Source organism: Kitasatospora sp. NPDC093102, assembly GCF_040683915.1.
GTDB lineage: Bacteria > Actinomycetota > Actinomycetes > Streptomycetales > Streptomycetaceae > Kitasatospora.
Genome location: NZ_JBFBFA010000056.1, coordinates 23,165 through 38,806 on the forward strand (window position 1 = coordinate 23,165; position 15,642 = coordinate 38,806).

11 protein-coding genes and 1 pseudogene are annotated in these 15,642 nt (G+C 71.9%); 4 read left to right on the forward strand and 8 right to left on the reverse strand.

Going from position 1 to position 15,642, the window contains the following annotated elements; translation table 11 throughout:
- The first annotated feature begins 104 nt into the window (after positions 1-104).
- Complete coding sequence (locus tag AB0O11_RS35585) at positions 105-1,151, forward strand: YncE family protein (RefSeq protein WP_363395508.1); 1,047 nt, start codon at positions 105-107, stop codon at positions 1,149-1,151.
- A 155-nt stretch (positions 1,152-1,306) separates the two neighbouring features.
- Here AB0O11_RS35585 and AB0O11_RS35590 read toward each other — a convergent pair whose 3' ends face one another.
- The 3 genes from AB0O11_RS35590 to AB0O11_RS35600 all read right to left on the reverse strand — a co-directional run bounded on the left by AB0O11_RS35590 (position 1,307) and on the right by AB0O11_RS35600 (position 5,169).
- On the reverse strand, positions 1,307-1,531 hold the full coding sequence (locus AB0O11_RS35590; protein ID WP_363395511.1) for a hypothetical protein: 225 nt from the start codon (positions 1,529-1,531) through the stop codon (positions 1,307-1,309).
- Positions 1,532-1,620: 89 nt separating this feature from the next.
- Positions 1,621-2,313, reverse strand: a complete 693-nt coding sequence (locus tag AB0O11_RS35595; RefSeq protein WP_363395514.1) for an alpha/beta hydrolase — start codon at positions 2,311-2,313, stop codon at positions 1,621-1,623.
- Between the two features lie 93 nt (positions 2,314-2,406).
- On the reverse strand, positions 2,407-5,169 hold the full coding sequence (locus AB0O11_RS35600; RefSeq protein WP_363395517.1) for an AAA family ATPase: 2,763 nt from the start codon (positions 5,167-5,169) through the stop codon (positions 2,407-2,409).
- A gap of 441 nt (positions 5,170-5,610) precedes the next feature.
- Here AB0O11_RS35600 and AB0O11_RS35605 point away from each other — a divergent pair, with 441 nt between their 5' ends.
- Together AB0O11_RS35605 and AB0O11_RS35610 are read left to right on the forward strand one after the other, a co-directional pair.
- On the forward strand, positions 5,611-6,606 hold the full coding sequence (locus AB0O11_RS35605) for a hypothetical protein (protein ID WP_363395520.1): 996 nt from the start codon (positions 5,611-5,613) through the stop codon (positions 6,604-6,606).
- Positions 6,606-7,958: a cytochrome P450 gene (locus tag AB0O11_RS35610; protein WP_363395523.1), complete on the forward strand. Its 1,353-nt coding sequence runs from the start codon at positions 6,606-6,608 to the stop codon at positions 7,956-7,958. The genes AB0O11_RS35605 and AB0O11_RS35610 overlap by 1 nt, the downstream gene beginning before the upstream one ends.
- Before the next feature lie 248 nt (positions 7,959-8,206).
- Here AB0O11_RS35610 and AB0O11_RS35615 read toward each other — a convergent pair whose 3' ends face one another.
- From AB0O11_RS35615 to AB0O11_RS35625, 3 genes are all read right to left on the reverse strand, one after another.
- Entirely contained in the window at positions 8,207-8,692 is a 486-nt protein-coding gene (locus AB0O11_RS35615) for a hypothetical protein (protein ID WP_363395526.1), read from the reverse strand.
- 82 nt (positions 8,693-8,774) lie between these two features.
- The gene (locus AB0O11_RS35620; RefSeq protein ID WP_363395529.1) at positions 8,775-13,115 is read right to left on the reverse strand and encodes a trypsin-like peptidase domain-containing protein; all 4,341 of its coding nucleotides are present in this window, start codon (positions 13,113-13,115) and stop codon (positions 8,775-8,777) included.
- Entirely contained in the window at positions 13,112-13,438 is a 327-nt protein-coding gene (locus tag AB0O11_RS35625) for a CU044_2847 family protein (RefSeq protein ID WP_363395532.1), read from the reverse strand. The genes AB0O11_RS35620 and AB0O11_RS35625 overlap by 4 nt, the downstream gene beginning before the upstream one ends.
- A gap of 558 nt (positions 13,439-13,996) precedes the next feature.
- Between AB0O11_RS35625 and AB0O11_RS35630 the strand changes: the two genes are divergently transcribed.
- Positions 13,997-14,398 carry a YccF domain-containing protein gene (locus tag AB0O11_RS35630; protein WP_363395535.1) on the forward strand — a complete coding sequence of 134 codons (402 nt, stop codon included), beginning with the start codon at positions 13,997-13,999 and terminating at the stop codon, positions 14,396-14,398.
- A gap of 259 nt (positions 14,399-14,657) precedes the next feature.
- Here AB0O11_RS35630 and AB0O11_RS35635 read toward each other — a convergent pair whose 3' ends face one another.
- Both AB0O11_RS35635 and AB0O11_RS35640 read right to left on the reverse strand, forming a co-directional pair.
- The gene (locus AB0O11_RS35635) at positions 14,658-15,542 is read right to left on the reverse strand and encodes an ABC transporter permease (RefSeq protein ID WP_363395538.1); all 885 of its coding nucleotides are present in this window, start codon (positions 15,540-15,542) and stop codon (positions 14,658-14,660) included.
- Positions 15,529-15,642 (reverse strand): annotated as a pseudogene (locus AB0O11_RS35640) (ABC transporter ATP-binding protein); the annotation flags it as partial. The pseudogene AB0O11_RS35640 and the gene AB0O11_RS35635, both read right to left, overlap by 14 nt.

Here is a 15,642-nt window from a genome sequence, read left to right on the forward strand (position 1 = left end):
TCTTTGCGTTCCGGGCAACTATGCGATGCCGATTCTTGCATTGCTGCCGCCGGTGCCGTCGACGAAGGTCGAGGTGACCGCGAAGCCCTCCCTGAGGAGTCCTCATGTCACAGCTCTCCCGTGCCTCCCGTTCCGGTGACGTCCTCGCCGTCGTCAGTCAGAGCGGCCCGACCGTCTCGTTCTTCGACGCCGCCACCGACCGCCATCTCGACACCGTCCACGTCCTCGCCGAGCCGCACGAGTTGTGCTTCGACCCGACCCAGCGGCTGCTCTGGTGCAGCAGCGCCTACCACTCGGGCTACTACCACGCCAACAGCGGCCGCCGCACCGAGCTGACCGTCATCGACGCCGACACCCGCCGCATCGTCGACGTGATCGACCTCGCCCCCGAACACGGCCCGCACGGGCTGGCGTTGGACACCGCCCGGCGGCGCCTCTACGTCAGTGTGGAGGGCGGCGAGGACCGCCCCGGCGGCGTCGCGGTCATCGACACCGAGACCCGCCGCCCGCTCGGCCGGATCGACACCGACGCCCCCGGCCCGCACTGGTTCGCCGTCACCCCGGACGGCCGGACGGGCTTCGCCACCAACAAGGAGGCTCCCTTCGTCTCGGTCGTGGACCTCGAACGGGGGGTTCTGACCGCCAAGGTCGAGGTTCCCGGCAGCGAGGGCCTGGCCGTCTCCCCCGACGGCACCCGGGTCTACGCCGCCGGCCCGTACCTCTCCACCTCCGCCTCGCCCGCCGCGGCCCCCGGCATCCGCGTCATCGACGTCCCGACCGCGGCCGTCACGACCGTCCTCCCCACGGAGTCCCCGGCCCTGCCGGTCCACCTCACCTCGACCGGCAGGCTCCTGGTCGGCGAGGTCCGGTCGGCGCCCGACCCCGGCTCCGCCCTGGGCCGCCAACTTCCCGGCCGTCTCACCGCGTTCGCGTCCGACGACCACCGCCGGCTCGGATCCGTCGAGGTGGGCCTCTTCCCCCTCACCATCACCTCCTCCCCGGACGGCGCCCTCGCCTACGTCGCCGGCGTCGTCTCCTCCACCGTCGACATCATCGACCTGGACACCCTCACCCGCGTCTCCCGTCTGACCATCCCCAAGCTCGCCGCCCCGGGCGCCCACGGCCTGGCCTACCTCCCCCGCGCGGCGTGAGCCTCCGGTCGGCTACGACGTGACCGTCAGGATGCGGCCGTCGGCGGCCACGGTCAGGTCGACGCGCACCGGCGGCCGCCCCGATGCCGCACCCTCGCTGCGGTAACTGAGCGTTCGGGAAGGGCTGTTCGGACTGACGGGGGTGACGGTCGGGGTCAGGCCTGCGATCCGGTCGGCGAACCAGGTGTCGGCGAAGGCCGTGCCGGCGGCGACGACCTGCTCCGGGGTGAGGGCAGGCGAGTCGGCAGCGGGGGCGCGGTGGCGGTGGCGGCGAGCAGGCGGCCGCTGGGCTGCTCGATCCGGAAGCCGCCGCGGTCGGTGGTGACGTCCATGATCTGCTGGGGCAGCCCGGGGTCGGCGGTGGTCGTGGTGGTGGTCACCAGGGTGCGCGGGCCGAACAGGCGCGAGCGGCGTGCGCTCCGGTGCCGCTCGCACCCTGGCGGGGTGGGCCCGACCGGGCGGCCCGGGGTCAGCCCTCGGCGGCCTGCCGGATGAAGTCGGCCACCTCGTCGGGCCGCGACACGTAGACGGCGTGGCTGCCGGTCACCTCCGAGGTGCGGGCCCCGGCCCGCTCGGCCATGGCGCGCTGGGCGGGCGGCGGGATCATGCGGTCGTCGGCCGCCACCAGATAGGAGGCCGGCTTGGTGCGCCAGGCGGGCTGGGAGACGGCCCCGTTGAGGGCGTCGAGGCCCCACGGGACCTGGGAGTCGGCCATGAAGGCGGCCGTCCCGGCGGGGACGTCGGCGGCGAAGGAGTCGGCGAACTTCTCCCGGTCCAGGAAGAGGAAGCCGTCCCGTGGCGGCAGGATCGGCGGCACCGGCGCGCCGGGCGCCGGGTCGGCGATCAGGGTGGCGACCGACTCGCTCTTGTCGGGTGCGAACGCCGCGATGTAGACGAGGGCAGCCACCCTGGGATGGTTGCCGGCCTCGGTGATCACGGCGCCGCCGTAGGAGTGGCCGACCAGGACGGCGGGCCCGTCGAGGGCGTCGAGGACCTGGTGGGTGGCGACGACGTCGCCTTCCAGCGACAGCGTCGGGTTCTGGACGACGCTCACCCGGAAGCCGGCTGCGGTCAGTCGCTCGTGCACGCCCTGCCAGCCGGAGCCGTCCACGAAGCCCCCGTGGACGAGGACGATGTTCTGGCGGCGTTGCTGCTCGCTCATCGGTTCTCCTGTCTGTGTCGAATGTTCGCCCGAGCCGTGTATGTGACGGGGCGTCATCGAACGCTACGAGCGCTCTGCGGCCGGATGCTTCCGTCATCCGACGTAGTCCGGCCCCGGTGCCTCCAGCCGGTCCAGTGCGTCGCGCAGAGCCGCCCGGGACGTCACCCCGAGTTTGGGGAAGAGCTGGTGGAGGTGGGTCGAGACGGTGCGCGGGGAGAGGAACAGCTGTTCGCCGATCTCGCGGTTGGTGAGGCCGGATGCGGCGAGCTGGGCGATGTGCCGTTGCTGGGGCGTCAACGCGACGCCGGAGCCCTGTGGGCCGGCCGGTCGGTGCCGGCCCGTGGCGCGCAGTTCCCGGGCCGCCCGCTCCGCCCACGGGGCGGCGCCCAGCCGCCGGAAGGCGTCGGCTGCGGTCTCCAGGTGGTGCCGGGCCCGGGCCGACGCCCTGGCCCGGCGCAGGCGCTCCCCGTGGAAGAGGTGGACGCGGGCCAGGTCGAAGGGCCATCGCTCGGCCCCTTCCACCGCCAGCGCCCGTCCGAAGGCTGCGGTGGCCTCCCGGTCGTCGCCGGCCGCCAGTGCGGTGCAGGCGTGCACGACCATGTCCAGTCTCGGCGACACCGCCGCCAGGCCGGCGTCCCGGGCCGCGGCGACGTGGGCCAGGGCTTCGTCGCGCCGACCGCTGCGCACGGCGGCCTCCACCAGGTCGAGCACCGCCCACACGGCGTGTCCGGCGAAGGGCGCGAACGATCCGGCCGGCGAGATCACGCAGGCGTGGCGGTAGGCCGTCTCGAAGTCGCCCCTCGACAGGGCGATCAGCGTCCTGGCGTGGGCGGCGTAGCAGCGGACGGCATGGCCGCGGCGGGATCCGGCCCACTGGTCCATCTGGTCGACGAGGCGGCCTGCCGCGGTGAAGTCGGCGCAGACCGCGGACACGCAGGCGAGCAGGTACTTCCCCGTCCAGGAGCGCAGCGGGTACTGCAACTCGTCGCAGAGGTCGAGTCCGCGGCCGACCACCCGGCGCAGTTCGGGCCACTGTCCGGTGAACCAGGCGTGGCTGCCCCACAGGAACGACGCCTGGATGGCGGTGAAGCCGTTCTCCCCGGTGCTGCCGCCGCGGGCGGTGTGCCGCAGTTGCTCGTCGACGGCGCCGAGCCGGTCCGCGTAGGCTCCGGCGGTGGCGATCCGCACGATCCGGACCGGGTCGGCGGTGCCGGGTAACGCGTCGATCGCGGCGTCCAGCCGGGCCCAGTCCGCGGGGCGGGCGCGCGCCGGGTCGGCGAAGGTGGCGCGCAGTAGCTGCAGCGTGTCGGGGACTTTCACGCATTGCGCCAGCAACTGGTCGAACCCCGCCCACAGTTCGCCTCTGCCGCTGTGGACGCAGACCATCAGCAGGGTGGACATCGCCTCGCTCAGCGTGGCGTCGATCAGGTCGTACGGCTCGGGCTGGAGCGAGATCGCGCCGTGCAGCAGGCGGTGGGCGGTATCGATGTCGCCGTAGCTGTTGAGCAGGTACATCGCGGTGGCCACCGCCGCTGCGGGCGAGGCCGGGTCCGGGGCGGTCTGCCGCGCGGTGTCCAGCAGCGTCGGCACCTCGCGCAGGTCGCCGGTGAGGCTCGCGCCGACGTACGCGGCCTTCGCGAGCCGTCGGGCCCGCTCCGCTCCGGACGGGCTCAGGTCAGCCGCCCGGACCAGGGCCGCCACCGCGTTCGGGCCGTCACCGCGGCGGGCCCCGTCGTCGGCGGACTCCTCCAGGAGCGCCGCGATCCGCTCGTCCGGTGCGACCGCGGCGTGCGCGAGGTGGCGGACCCGCTGCTCGGGGACCGCTTCCCAGGCCTGCGCGAGCCAACGGTGCACCCGGCGCCGCTGGTCGCCGGTCGACAGGTCCACGACGGCCGACCGCACCAGAGGATGCCGGAACTCCAGCCGGCTGCGCGTCTCGTCGACGCGGACGAGCTGACCGCGCTCCGCCGGGGCCAGGTGCTTGAGGTCGCAGCGCCCGGCCACCGCCCGGCGCAGGACCAGGAGGTTGCCGGTGCCTTCCAGGGCGGCCACGAGCAGCAGGTGCCGGGTGACCGCCGGCAGACCCCTGATCCGCGAGGCGAACGCGGCCTGGAGGCGCTGGGTCAGCGGAAGGCGGGCCGGAAGGGCCCGGGAGGCGTCCTGCTGGGCGTCCGTGAGCGTGGTCGGGAGTTCCAGCAGCGCCAGCGGGTTGCCCTCGGCCTCGGCCATCAGGCGTCGGCGCACCCGCGGTGCCAGGGCGGGGAAGTGGCGGACGAGCAACTCCTCCGACGCGGCCTCGCCCAGTGGCCTCAGCTCGTGCAGGGGGAGTCCGTCGTAGTCGAAGAAGCCCTCCTCCGCCGGCCGGACCGCACAGACCATCCCCGTCCCCGGCCCGGGGAGCCGACGGGCCACCTGGCCCAGGACGACGGCGCTCGCCCCGTCCAGCCACTGCGCGTCGTCCAGCACCATCAGCGTGGGCCTGGTGGACGCGAGCGACGCCACCAGGCTCAGCACTGCCCGCGTCACGTCCTCTTGAGCGGGTGCCGCGCCCCGCTCCAGTCCGAGAACCGCGGCAAGCTCCGGGGAGCTCGCGGCTGCCGCCCGGCACTCCGGCGTCGACGTGACCAACTGCCGCAGCCCGCCGTAGCCGACCTGCACTCTGTACGGCGCACCCGCGCTCCGCAGCACCTGCAACCCGGTGGCCTCCCCTGTCCGGGAGACCTCGGCCAGCAGTGCGGTCTTCCCGACGCCCGGCTCCCCCACCAGCACCAGCACGCCACCCACGCCGGGCAGGTCGGCCAGGAAGTCGGCGAACCGCCCCGTGTCGTGCTCACGCCCCACCAGCATCTCGTCCATCCCGCAAGTCAATCGCCCGGAGGACGTCGTCACCGGGAATCGGGAGAGAAGGGCTTCGATCGCGGTGGCCCCGGCTGCCGCGGGTCGCCCGGCAGTCCGCGCGGCGCGGCCCCGCCGAACTGGGCGTGCACCCCGACGTCGCGCCCACCGGGGAGTGCCCGACGCACTGCGCTGGCGACCCGTCAGAAGACGGACCCCACTGGAAAGTCCATGGCCCGCGCCGCCCAGCGAGCCGCCCGGAGACCCGGGCGGCGCGAGGCGAAGCGTTGCGAGGCGGCCGGCGGTGCGCCGGGAGGCAACTACGGATGCGCGCGCAGTCCACAGCCCTGCCCCGAACCGAACTAGTTTCGGCTTCCCCCGCAGGCCGGACGGACCCACGCGATCCTCGCGAGGCACGAAGAGCCGGCCGCGACCCCGACCAGAGGAAGGGCCGGCAGAACAATGACCGATCTCCGCAACGGGCAACCATGCAGCCCCTCGGGCGAATTGTGGTGTCCCTTCCCCTCCCTGACGAACGCCCACGCCGAACAGGCCGACCGGCAGAGCCTGGACTGGCTGGCGCGCCACCGGCTGCTGGACGGACAGCTGCGGCAGTCGGACCGGATCGGGCGCCAGCGCAGCGGTCACCTGGCCGCACGGACCAACCCCGAGGTCTCCGCCGAGATGCTGCGCCTGCTGTCCGACTGGTACGTGTGGCTCTTCGCCTTCGACGACGGGTACTGCGAGGACCGTGAACGCGGATCCCGCCCCGGGCCGTTGGCCCGCACGACCGCTCTGCTCGCCCGGGTGATCGACCCCGAGCCGCCCAGCGGCGAAGTGTCCGGACCGGCCGGCGCCTATGCGCCGGCCCTGCGGGAGATCCGGGACCGGATCGCCGCGCAGGCCTCGCCGTCACAGCTGTTCCGCTGGGAGTGCACGGTCCGCGACTACCTCTCCGCCCAGGTGTGGGAGGCCGCCAACCGCGAGGCGGGCACGGTTCCGGGCCTGTCCGAATACGTGGCGATGCGCAGGCACGCCGGGGCGACGTACACCTGCCTCGCCCTGGTCGACGTCGCGGCCGGCTACGAAGTCCCGGCCGAGGAGGCGGACGGCCCGTCGCTGCGCAGGCTCAGGGACCTCACGGCGAACCTGGTGAGCTGGGACAACGACCTGTACTCCCACGCCAAGGAGACCGCGGGCGGCCAGGGCCACCACAACCTGGTCGAGGTCCTGGCCCGCCACCACCGCTGCTCGCCGGCCGAGGCCCGGCAGTCGGCCGTCGCCATGCGCGACGCCGAGATGCTCGCATTCGTCGAGCTGAGCCGGACCATCCACGCGGGCGGCAGTGACGCGGCCTCCGCGTACGCCCGGAGCCTCGGGCTGTGGCTGCGCGGGCACATCGACTGGTCCTGCAACAGCTCCCGGTTCGACGTGCCGACCCCTCCGGCGAGGCACTGATGCGCCAGGATGCCCCCCAGGCCGACGCCGCGCCGCGTGCGCCGGGCCGACTGCCCCTGCTCGGACACCTGCTCCCGCTGCTGACCCGCCCCGTGCCCTTCCTGCAGTCGCTGGCCGACCACGGGCCGGTGGTGCGGATCCACCTGTGGCGCAGGCCGGTTCACGTGCTCACCGATCCCGAACTCGTCCACCGGCTACTCGTCAAGGACGCCGCGAAGACCGAGAAGGGCTTCGTCTTCGACAAGGCCCGCGGTGTGCTGGGCAACGGTCTGTTCGTCTCCGAGGGCACGTTCCACCTCCGCCAGCGGCGGCTGGTCCAGCCGGCCTTCCACCGCGACAGCATCCGCCGGTACGCCACGTCGGCCTCGCGGCTGGCAGCGGCGGCGGTGTCCCGCTGGGAGCCCGGACGGGCCGCACCGATCGAGCCGCGCATGCACGAACTCGCCCGGGACATCGTGGCCGAGGCGCTGTTCGCCACCCGCCTGAACCTCGCCCAGAAAGCCCGGATCGACCGGGCCGTGCCCGTGGTCCTCACCGGATTCGTCCAACGGGCGCTCTACCCCTCGCCGCTGCTGGAGAAGCTGCCCGTGCCGGCCAACCGGCGCTTCGACACAGCGGTCCGGGACCTGCGCACCGTCGTGGACGAGATCGTCACACAGGCCACCGGCCAACACCAGGGCCCGGACGACACGCTGCTCTCCCTGCTGCTGACCACCCGCGACGAACAGACCGGCCTCACCATGGCACCGGCCCAGGTACGGGACGAAGCGGTCTCGCTGCTCCTGGCCGGCACCGAGACGACCGCCACCACCCTCGCCTGGCTCTTCCACGAACTCGCCCAGCACCAGGACCTTCAGGACGAGCTGAGCGAGGAGGTGCGCGCCGTCGCCGCCGACGGCGCCGTGTCCCCGGACGACCTGCCGCACCTGGAACGCACGGGGCACGCGATCAGCGAGACCCTCCGGCTCCACACCCCCAACTGGATCCTGATGCGCCGGACGGTGGCGCCGCTCCACTACGGCGGCATCCTCCTGCCTCCGGGGGCGGAGGTCCTCTTCAGCCCGACCGCACTGCACCGCTCCCCCCAGCTCCACCCCGACCCCTTGCGATTCGACCCCGACCGCTGGCGCCGTCCTGCGGATCGCACCCCGGCCAGGCTGTTCATCCCCTTCGGCGCCGGCCACCACAAGTGCGTCGGCGAGTCCTTCGCCTGGACCGAGATGCTCGTCGTCGCCGCAGCCGTCCTCGCCCGCCTACGGCTCAGGCCGGCCACGGCCACCCCGGTCAGGGAGAACGCCACCGCCGCCACCGTCCGCCCGCGCGGCCCCCTGCTCATCGCCGAACCGCGATGAGCAGGGGGCACGCCGAAGCCGTCGCTGCGCAACAAGCCAATCGAGCACACTGGACGATGCCACCACGGCCCCGGCTGACCCAGCACTCCTGAGCCCAGGACCTCGTTGGTGCGCGGAGCCGGAGGACCAGGGAAGCGAGAACGGCCACGATCGGTTGTTGACGCCTGGCCGGCTTCCTCTCGTCCGAGGATCAGTTCCCAGGTCCTGGCGGCCATGCAGTTGATCCTGGACCCGACCGCTGAAGAGAATCAGCACACTCCGGGTGGGGCTTTCGGCCCGCAGTAGACGATGCCTCCGAAGTAGACGCTGTCGATCGCAGGGTTGAGGGTCACGGTGACAGGGCCCTTGGGGAGCCATTTCAGGTCATTGCTCTCCGCGACCTCGCCGGTGGCGTTCGTCCCCTCGCCACTGATGAGGCGTCCTGTGGCGTGGAGACCGCTGGTGATTCTGCCGTCGGCGGCCCAGGTGTCACAGGGCGTGCGGCTCCCCTCTGCGCAGTTGTAGTAGGTCCGTCCGCCGGCCTCGAAGGAGCCGTCCTGGGCAATCTTGAGATAGCGGCCGTGTCCGCTCCATTCTCCGGCGAAGAGAGAGGAGTCGACGGGGTGCGGGCTGGGCGACGAGACGCCTGACGGCCCGTCCGAAGCGGTGTTGCCGACGGTGGATGGCTGCTCCGAGGGGTGACTGTCGGAACACCCGGTGGCCAGGGTTGAGACCGTCGCGGCTACCAGAGCCATGACGGCCAGTCGGCGTGCCCGTTGGCGTCGGGGCGGGTACATGCGGGACTCCTCACATGGTCACGGAAGGGTGACGGCCGGGTCATCTGGCACGGCCACAGGGATCCTGGTGGTCGATGTCGGGGAGGTACTGCTTCCAGGTGGAAGCGTCCAATGGCACTCCGCTCGCGGCACACAGCCGCTGGAGGAGTGCCTCGGGGGCGGTATCGCGGACCGCGATCGTCCCCGGGGATCCGGCGGCAAGGAGGAATCTGCCGCCGTCGGCTCGCAGTGCCGTGAGTACGGCCTGGTTGTCGATGTCGCGGTCCAGGGGGAGGAAGTCTGCGGTAGCGGTGGCGTGCTCGGGGCTGGAGACGTCCCACAGGTGCACTCCGCCTCCGTCGTCCATGCCTGCCAGCGCAGTGCCGTCCGGGCTGAATCGCAGGGACCGGAGCGGGCCGGTGGCGCCGGAGGCCGTCCCGAGCCGCTTCGGCGCGCCGAGCTGCCGGATGTCCCACAGGGTGAGTACGCCGTCGGCGCCGGAGACCGCGAGCAGCCGCTGCCGCGGGGACAGCGCGGTGGCGGTGACCCGGCCGAGCCGTGCCGTCAGCGTGGGCAGTGCGGTCGGGTGGTCGGGGTTGCCGATGTCCCAGAGTTGGCTGTCGCCGTCGGCATTGTCCAGGGAGGCGCCCTCACTGACGGAGAGTACGGTGTTGCTCGCGTCGAAGCTGGTTACCGGGGTCCCGCGCCCGTTGGTGGGAACGGCGCCTCGCACGGCCGGGTGGGCCGGATCGGTCACGTCCAGCAGGCGCAGCTCATTGGAGTTGAGGGCGGCAGTGAGCATCCGTCCGTCCGGGCTGAAGGCCACCTCGACCACCGACCAGGAGGTCGTACGTCCAAGTCCGGTCGAACTGATCGCGGACGGATTCCGGGGATCGGCGACGTCCCATAGGGACACGGTGGCGATCACGTCGTCCCCCTCCTTGGCCGCCTTGGATCGGCCGATCGCCAGCATGTGCCCGTGCAGGGCGACGGTGACCATCGCGTTCACCTCGGTTCCGCTTCCGCGGGCCGTCTCCAGCTGGGCGGCCGGTCGCGGCTCACGAGGATCGCTCAGGTCCCACAGGAAGGCGCCATCGTGTGTGCCGGCCGCCAGGAGGCGGCCGTCCTCGGAGACCGCCGCCGCCGGCGTCAGCTTCAGCTGCGGCCACGCGGGATTGGTGACCGTGGCCAGGGCGGATCGGACCGCGCCGCCGCCGATGTCCCAGAGTTCGACCCGGTCCGCCGCGGACAGAGTCCGGTGGTCCGACCGGCCCAAGGTGGCCAGGGTTCGGCCGTCGGGGGTGAAGGCCAGGGCACCGCTGCCGCTTCCCAGTGCGGGTAGTTCCACCGGATGCCCGGGGGTCGTGAAGTCCCACAACGTGGTGTCGCTGAACTCTGGAGTCGCCTGCGTCACCGCGAGCGTCCTGCCGTTCGGGCTGAAGGCCACGGCCGCCGCGGCCCCGCCCTTTTTGTCGAGCACCCTCGGCGCTGTGAGGCCGTGCGGGTCGCTGACGTCCCACAGGTGGACGGTCCCGCCGTCACCGGCGGCCGCGAGGGAACGGCCGTCCGGGGCGAAGGCGACGGCGCGCACCGTTTTCGACGGCTGGGCGCCTACCGGTCCAAGGGGGTGTTGGGGATCGGCGAGGTCCCACAACCGCACGCCGCGCGCCAGGTCCGCGGCGGCGACCGTACGACCGTCCGGGCTGACGGCCACACCCGACGCCTGTCCCGTGTCGGCGTCGGGGAGGGGGAGGAGCCAGGGCCGGGCCCGGTCGATGAGTCGCCAGGCCCGCACGTTGAGGTCCCAGCCGATGGCGGCCAGCGTGCGGCCGTCCTGGGAGAGCGCCAGGCCGCGGACCGGCCCGGGCGGGCCGTTTGCCTCGGCCAGCCGCTGTGGCCGGTCGGAGTGTGTGACGTCCCAGAGCCCGATCGTTCCGTTCCCGGACCCGACCGCCAGCAGGCTCCCGTCCGCGGTGAGCGCGACCGCTGTGCTTGTGCCCTCAACAGCCGGAGCGGCCAGGAACGCGTGGTCGGCGAAACTCCACAGGCGCGCCGTCCTGCCCCCGGCGATGGCGAGCAGTCCCCCGCCGGCGCTGAGTGAAGTGGCCTCGGGGGCGGTGATTGTCCCCGGCAGGGGCAGAGCCGCCGAGAGGGCGTTGTAGGTGTCCCTGGTCGGGGCGAGCCGGAAGGCGGCGATCCGTAGCTGCTTGGCCAGGTCCGGCTGGGCAGCGTCCAGCTCGGCGGCTTCGCTGACGAGTTTCCGCGCGAGGTTGGCGCGTTGCTGGGCGCTGCTGTTCTGGCTCTGCCGGACAGCCACGACAGCCGCGACCGATGCCACGACCAGCGCCATGCACAGGGCCGCGAACCGGAGGGCGCGCCTGCGGCGTTCATGAGCACGCAGGAGCCCGCTGTGCCGGACGAAGTCGGCTTCCTCGGCCGGTATCTGGTCCGCCCGGGTGCCGAGCCAGTGCTCAGCCTCCTTGAGTCGGGGTCGGTCCAGAGTCAGACCCGGCGGCCGGCCTTGCTCCCGCCAGGTCCGCATGGTGCGCCGGAGATCCTCCTGCCAGCTGCGGAAGGGGCGGTTGTCCTCGAGCCAGCCGCGTAGCCGTGGCCACCTTTCCATCAGTGCCTGGTGGGCGAGTTCGACGGTATCCAGGCCGTTCGGGCGGCGGGTCACCACGAGCAGTCGGGTGCTGGCCAGGCGGTGGATCAGCGACCAGTCGTGTTCGGAGAACTGAGCTCGGTCCGCGACCCGGAGAGTGTCGGGGCCGCGCTCCCCGGCATCCACCTGTTCGCCAGGACGGACCAGCTGGATGAAGATCCTCTCCAGCGCCTCGCGCTCCGACTCGTCCGCCCACTCCCACAGGGTCCGCTCCGCATTGTTGACCAGTGCTCCTTCGACCCCGCCGAGCTCCTGATAGGAGACGGCGGTGAGTACGCCGTACTCCTGCCGTTGCCACAGCTGACTCAAGGTGTACTCCAGCATCGGCAGTGCCGCCGCACCGGACGGGGTGTCGCGCAGCAACTGCTCGACCAGGCCGTCGGCGTAGCGAACGCCGGCGTGCTCCTCCAACGGGAGGGTGAGGGCCGCGTGCAGCTGGTCCCGTGTCATCGGCGCCACCACGACGTGGGTCGCCTCCCAGGCAGCACGCAGGACGGGAAGCTGCTCGATCTGGGACAGAAAGTCAATCCGGGCGACGACGACGGCCTGGGCGGGCCTGCTTCCGTCGCTGCGCCGGGCGGTCAGGACGCCCAGCATCGTGTCCAGCTTGCGCGCGGTCTCCGGCGCGTCCGCGAGCAGGGTCTCGAACTGGTCGACGACGAGGAGGAGCTTGGAAGATCCGGGATGCCGGGCCAAGGCCTGTTCGACTGCGGTGCGCAGCCCGTGCTCGTCCTCGAGTTGGCGGGCCAGGGCGCTCCACTGTTCGTTCCAGTGCGGTGTGCTCGTGTCTGCATCACCGGCGGAGGCCAGGGCCCAGGCGAGCAGCTCCTCGGCGGTCAGCCGCAGCCCGTGGGGGATACGGGCGATCAGGTGAGTGGTGTTGCCGAGGTGTGCCAGGAGGCCGGCGCTGACGAGGGAAGACTTGCCGACGCCGGACGCTCCGAGCACCGGCAGCACGGGGACCTGCTGTTCCTCCAGAAGCTCGAGCAGGCGGTGTGTCTCGTGACCTCGTCCATGGAACACCGCCCGGTCCTGCTCCGTGAACGGCAGAAGTTCGCGGAAGGGGCTGTCGGCCAGCAGGTGGGAGCGCAACTGCGGCCATTCACGGGCCAGCGACTCCACTGTCAGCGCGTAGCCGGTCCGTCGTCGTTGGTCTCCCTCGACGGCTACGACGACACCGATCACACCGTGGAACTGTTCATCCCACACGGGTGCCCCGCTGAAGCCGCCGGCCAGCGGAAACCCGGCGCTTTCGTCGCAGGTGAGCTGCCACCAGCCGGTGCCCTCGCGGCCCTCGATGGTGCCTCGGGTCCAGATCCCGGCATCCTTGCTGCCACCTGGCCCCGAGTACCTTGGGAACCCGAACGCCCGCCAGTGGTGGCCGGCGAGCTGGTCCGACTCCAGGACCCGCAGGGCGACCGCGCCGGCCGGAGGCGTGTCGACCAGTCGCAGCACGGCGACGTCGCCGCTGTTGTCGGTGGCCACCGGAACGCTGAACTGAACGGTGGCCTCCACTTGGGGACAGCCGGGGAGCAGGGGGAAGTCGAGCGTGACGGGGAAGTCCGGAGGGAGGGCCTGGTCGTCCGGAATGCCCGCGATGGCGGCGACGACGTGCGAGCAGGTGAGCAGGAGCCGGCCGGAGATCAGGAATGCGGCCCCCACCGGGCGCCCGCCGTCGAGGACGCGCGCCATCCCGCGCTCCCAGGCCGGAGAGTCCCGCCCGGCCGGCGGCTGGCTCATCCGTCGCTCTCGCTGCGGCTCCACTCCAGTTCCAGGGTGAAGTGTGCATCGCCGGCCGCCTTGGCGACGACGAGCCCCGCCTCCGTCGTGATCTTGATCCCGAACTCCGCCCGGATGTGGTCGGGCCGCCTGGGCAAGTCGGCCAGCCGCTCCAGCAGAACCCCGGCGACATGCCGCACCCGGGCCAGACCGGACTCGAAGGTTTCAGTCGAGGACTCGATCAGCGCCTCTCCACGAGTCGCGCGCAGGACCCCGGAGCCCTGCCCCTCCGGCAGCTCCACAACCATGCTCTCGCCGTTCTCGAAAGGCACACTCAGATACATGCGAGGTTCTCCCGACAGCCAATCAAGTCGACTACGACAGGGGCATGTTACTCAGGCCATCCCGCGCGGTCAGGTGAATCCCGGAGTCCGCCGGGACCCCGGACCGGCACCGGGAACGATGGATGCCCCCGGGTGAAGGACGATCCCCGGTACCGCTCCGTGTCCGCTCCGGATGAACCTCGTTGTACACGGGTCCGCCGCCGACGGGTGTCCAGGGGGCCATCGCCAGGCCGGCCGAGGCGGCGCCCCGGCTGAGGACCACCGAGCGGATGTGGTCCAAGGCGCGGGTGTAGTCGGCGCGGTCGGGGGTGCGGCGGGCGGCCTGCCGGAGGTCGAGGACGTGGTAGGGCGGGCGCCGATACCCGACAGTCCCTCGAAGCCGGCCGCCGCGCACCTGGCCCTCCTTGGCGGACGGGGCGCCGAAGCCGAAAGAGTCCCTATCCGAGGCTGCAACCCGGACCGATCCCTGAGGAACAGCCCCTAAGGGCGTAGACACGCTCGCCAGCGGGCATGGCACCGTCGTAGTGCAACGCCATCAGCCGTGAGAAGGTAACAAGCATGAGTGCAATAAAGTTCATCCTCAATGTCATCTGGTTGGTTTTCTGCGGCATTTGGATGGCTCTTGCCTACGTGCTCGCCGGAATTATCTGCTGCCTGCTCGTAATTACCATCCCATTTGGCATTGCTTCGTTTCGGATCGCCGGCTTCATACTGTGGCCGTTCGGGCGGACCACCGTAGAACGCCGGGACGCCGGGGCCGCGTCCTGCGTCGGCAATGTGATCTGGCTGATCTTCGCCGGCTGGTGGTTGGCGATCGGACACCTGCTGACCAGCATCCCGCTGTTCCTGTCGATCATCGGGATCCCCTTCGGGTGGGCCAACCTCAAGATGATCCCGATCTCACTGATGCCGCTCGGCCGCGAGATCGTCTCCACCGACCGGGAGTGGGGCACCTACTAGCCGCCACGAACACCGATGGCCGACGAGGACAGAGGTCCTCGTCGGCCATCGGTGTTTGCGCTGTTCGGGCCCGCGTCAGCGTCAGCCGGAAGCGGAGCGGCGAAAGTGTGCCGTGCTGAGCGTCCGGACGCGATCCCGTTCGGGATGGTTCCGTCGCGCTCAGCATCACGCGGGGATCAACCCGCCCTTCGATTCGCACAGGCGGGAGCAGGTCGGGGCCGGGCGATGACGACTTACCGTTCAACATGCTCCCAGACCTTCAGCGGGTGGTGATGAGCAGGCCGCGGCTGCGCAGCACACGGCGCTCGATCGGGGTGAAGCCGAGAAGGTCGATGGCGACGCCAACGGCGAGGATCAGGACGATGCCGAGCAGCACGCCCGCCATGTCGGAGGACTCGCGCTGGTTCTCCAGGTAGCGGCCGAGGCCGAGGCCCAGGTCGGGCGAGGAGGCGACGAGTTCGGCGGCCATCAGGGAGCGCCAGGAGAAGGCCCAGCCCTGCTTGAGTCCGGCCAGGTAGCCGGGAAGGGCGGCCGGGAGGAGGACGTGGCGGGCGCCGGTGAGGCCGGTGGCGCCGATGGTGCGGCCGGCTTGCAGGAAGATCGGCGGGACCTGGTCGATGCCGGACACCAGCCCGTTGGCGATGGAGGGGACGGCGCCGAGCAGGATCACCGCGTACATCATCGAGTCGTTGATGCCGAGCCAGATGACGGCGGCGGGCACCCAGGCGACGGAGGGCAGCGACTGAAGGCCGGAGAGGACCGGGCCGACGGCAGCGCGGATCGGCTTGACCTGGGCGACCAGCAGGCCGATCGGGGTGCCGATGACGACGGCCGCGAGGAAGCCGGAGATGCCGCGCCAGACGCTGGTCCAGATGATCGAGAACAGCGTGCCCCGGTACCACAGGTCGGTCAGCGCGTGCCAGACGTCGGTGGGGCTGGGCAGCTTGTCGGGAGTGGTGAGGTGCAGGCCGTACGCGCCCTGCCAGAGCGCGAGGACCAGCAGGACACCGAGGACCGGCGGCAGCACCTTGGCGCGAAGCGCCTCGGAGACCGGGGCACGCTGGGCCTGGGCGGTCTCCAGGGCGTCAAGTCCGGCCTTGACGCCCTCGGTGTCGCTCTGGGGGAACGTCTCAGTGCTGGCCATGGCGGCGGATCTCCCCACGCAGTTCTTCGGTGATCTCGATGGACAGGTCGGCGACGCCGGAGGATTCGATGCGGCGCGGCTGCGGCAGGTCGATCCGCCA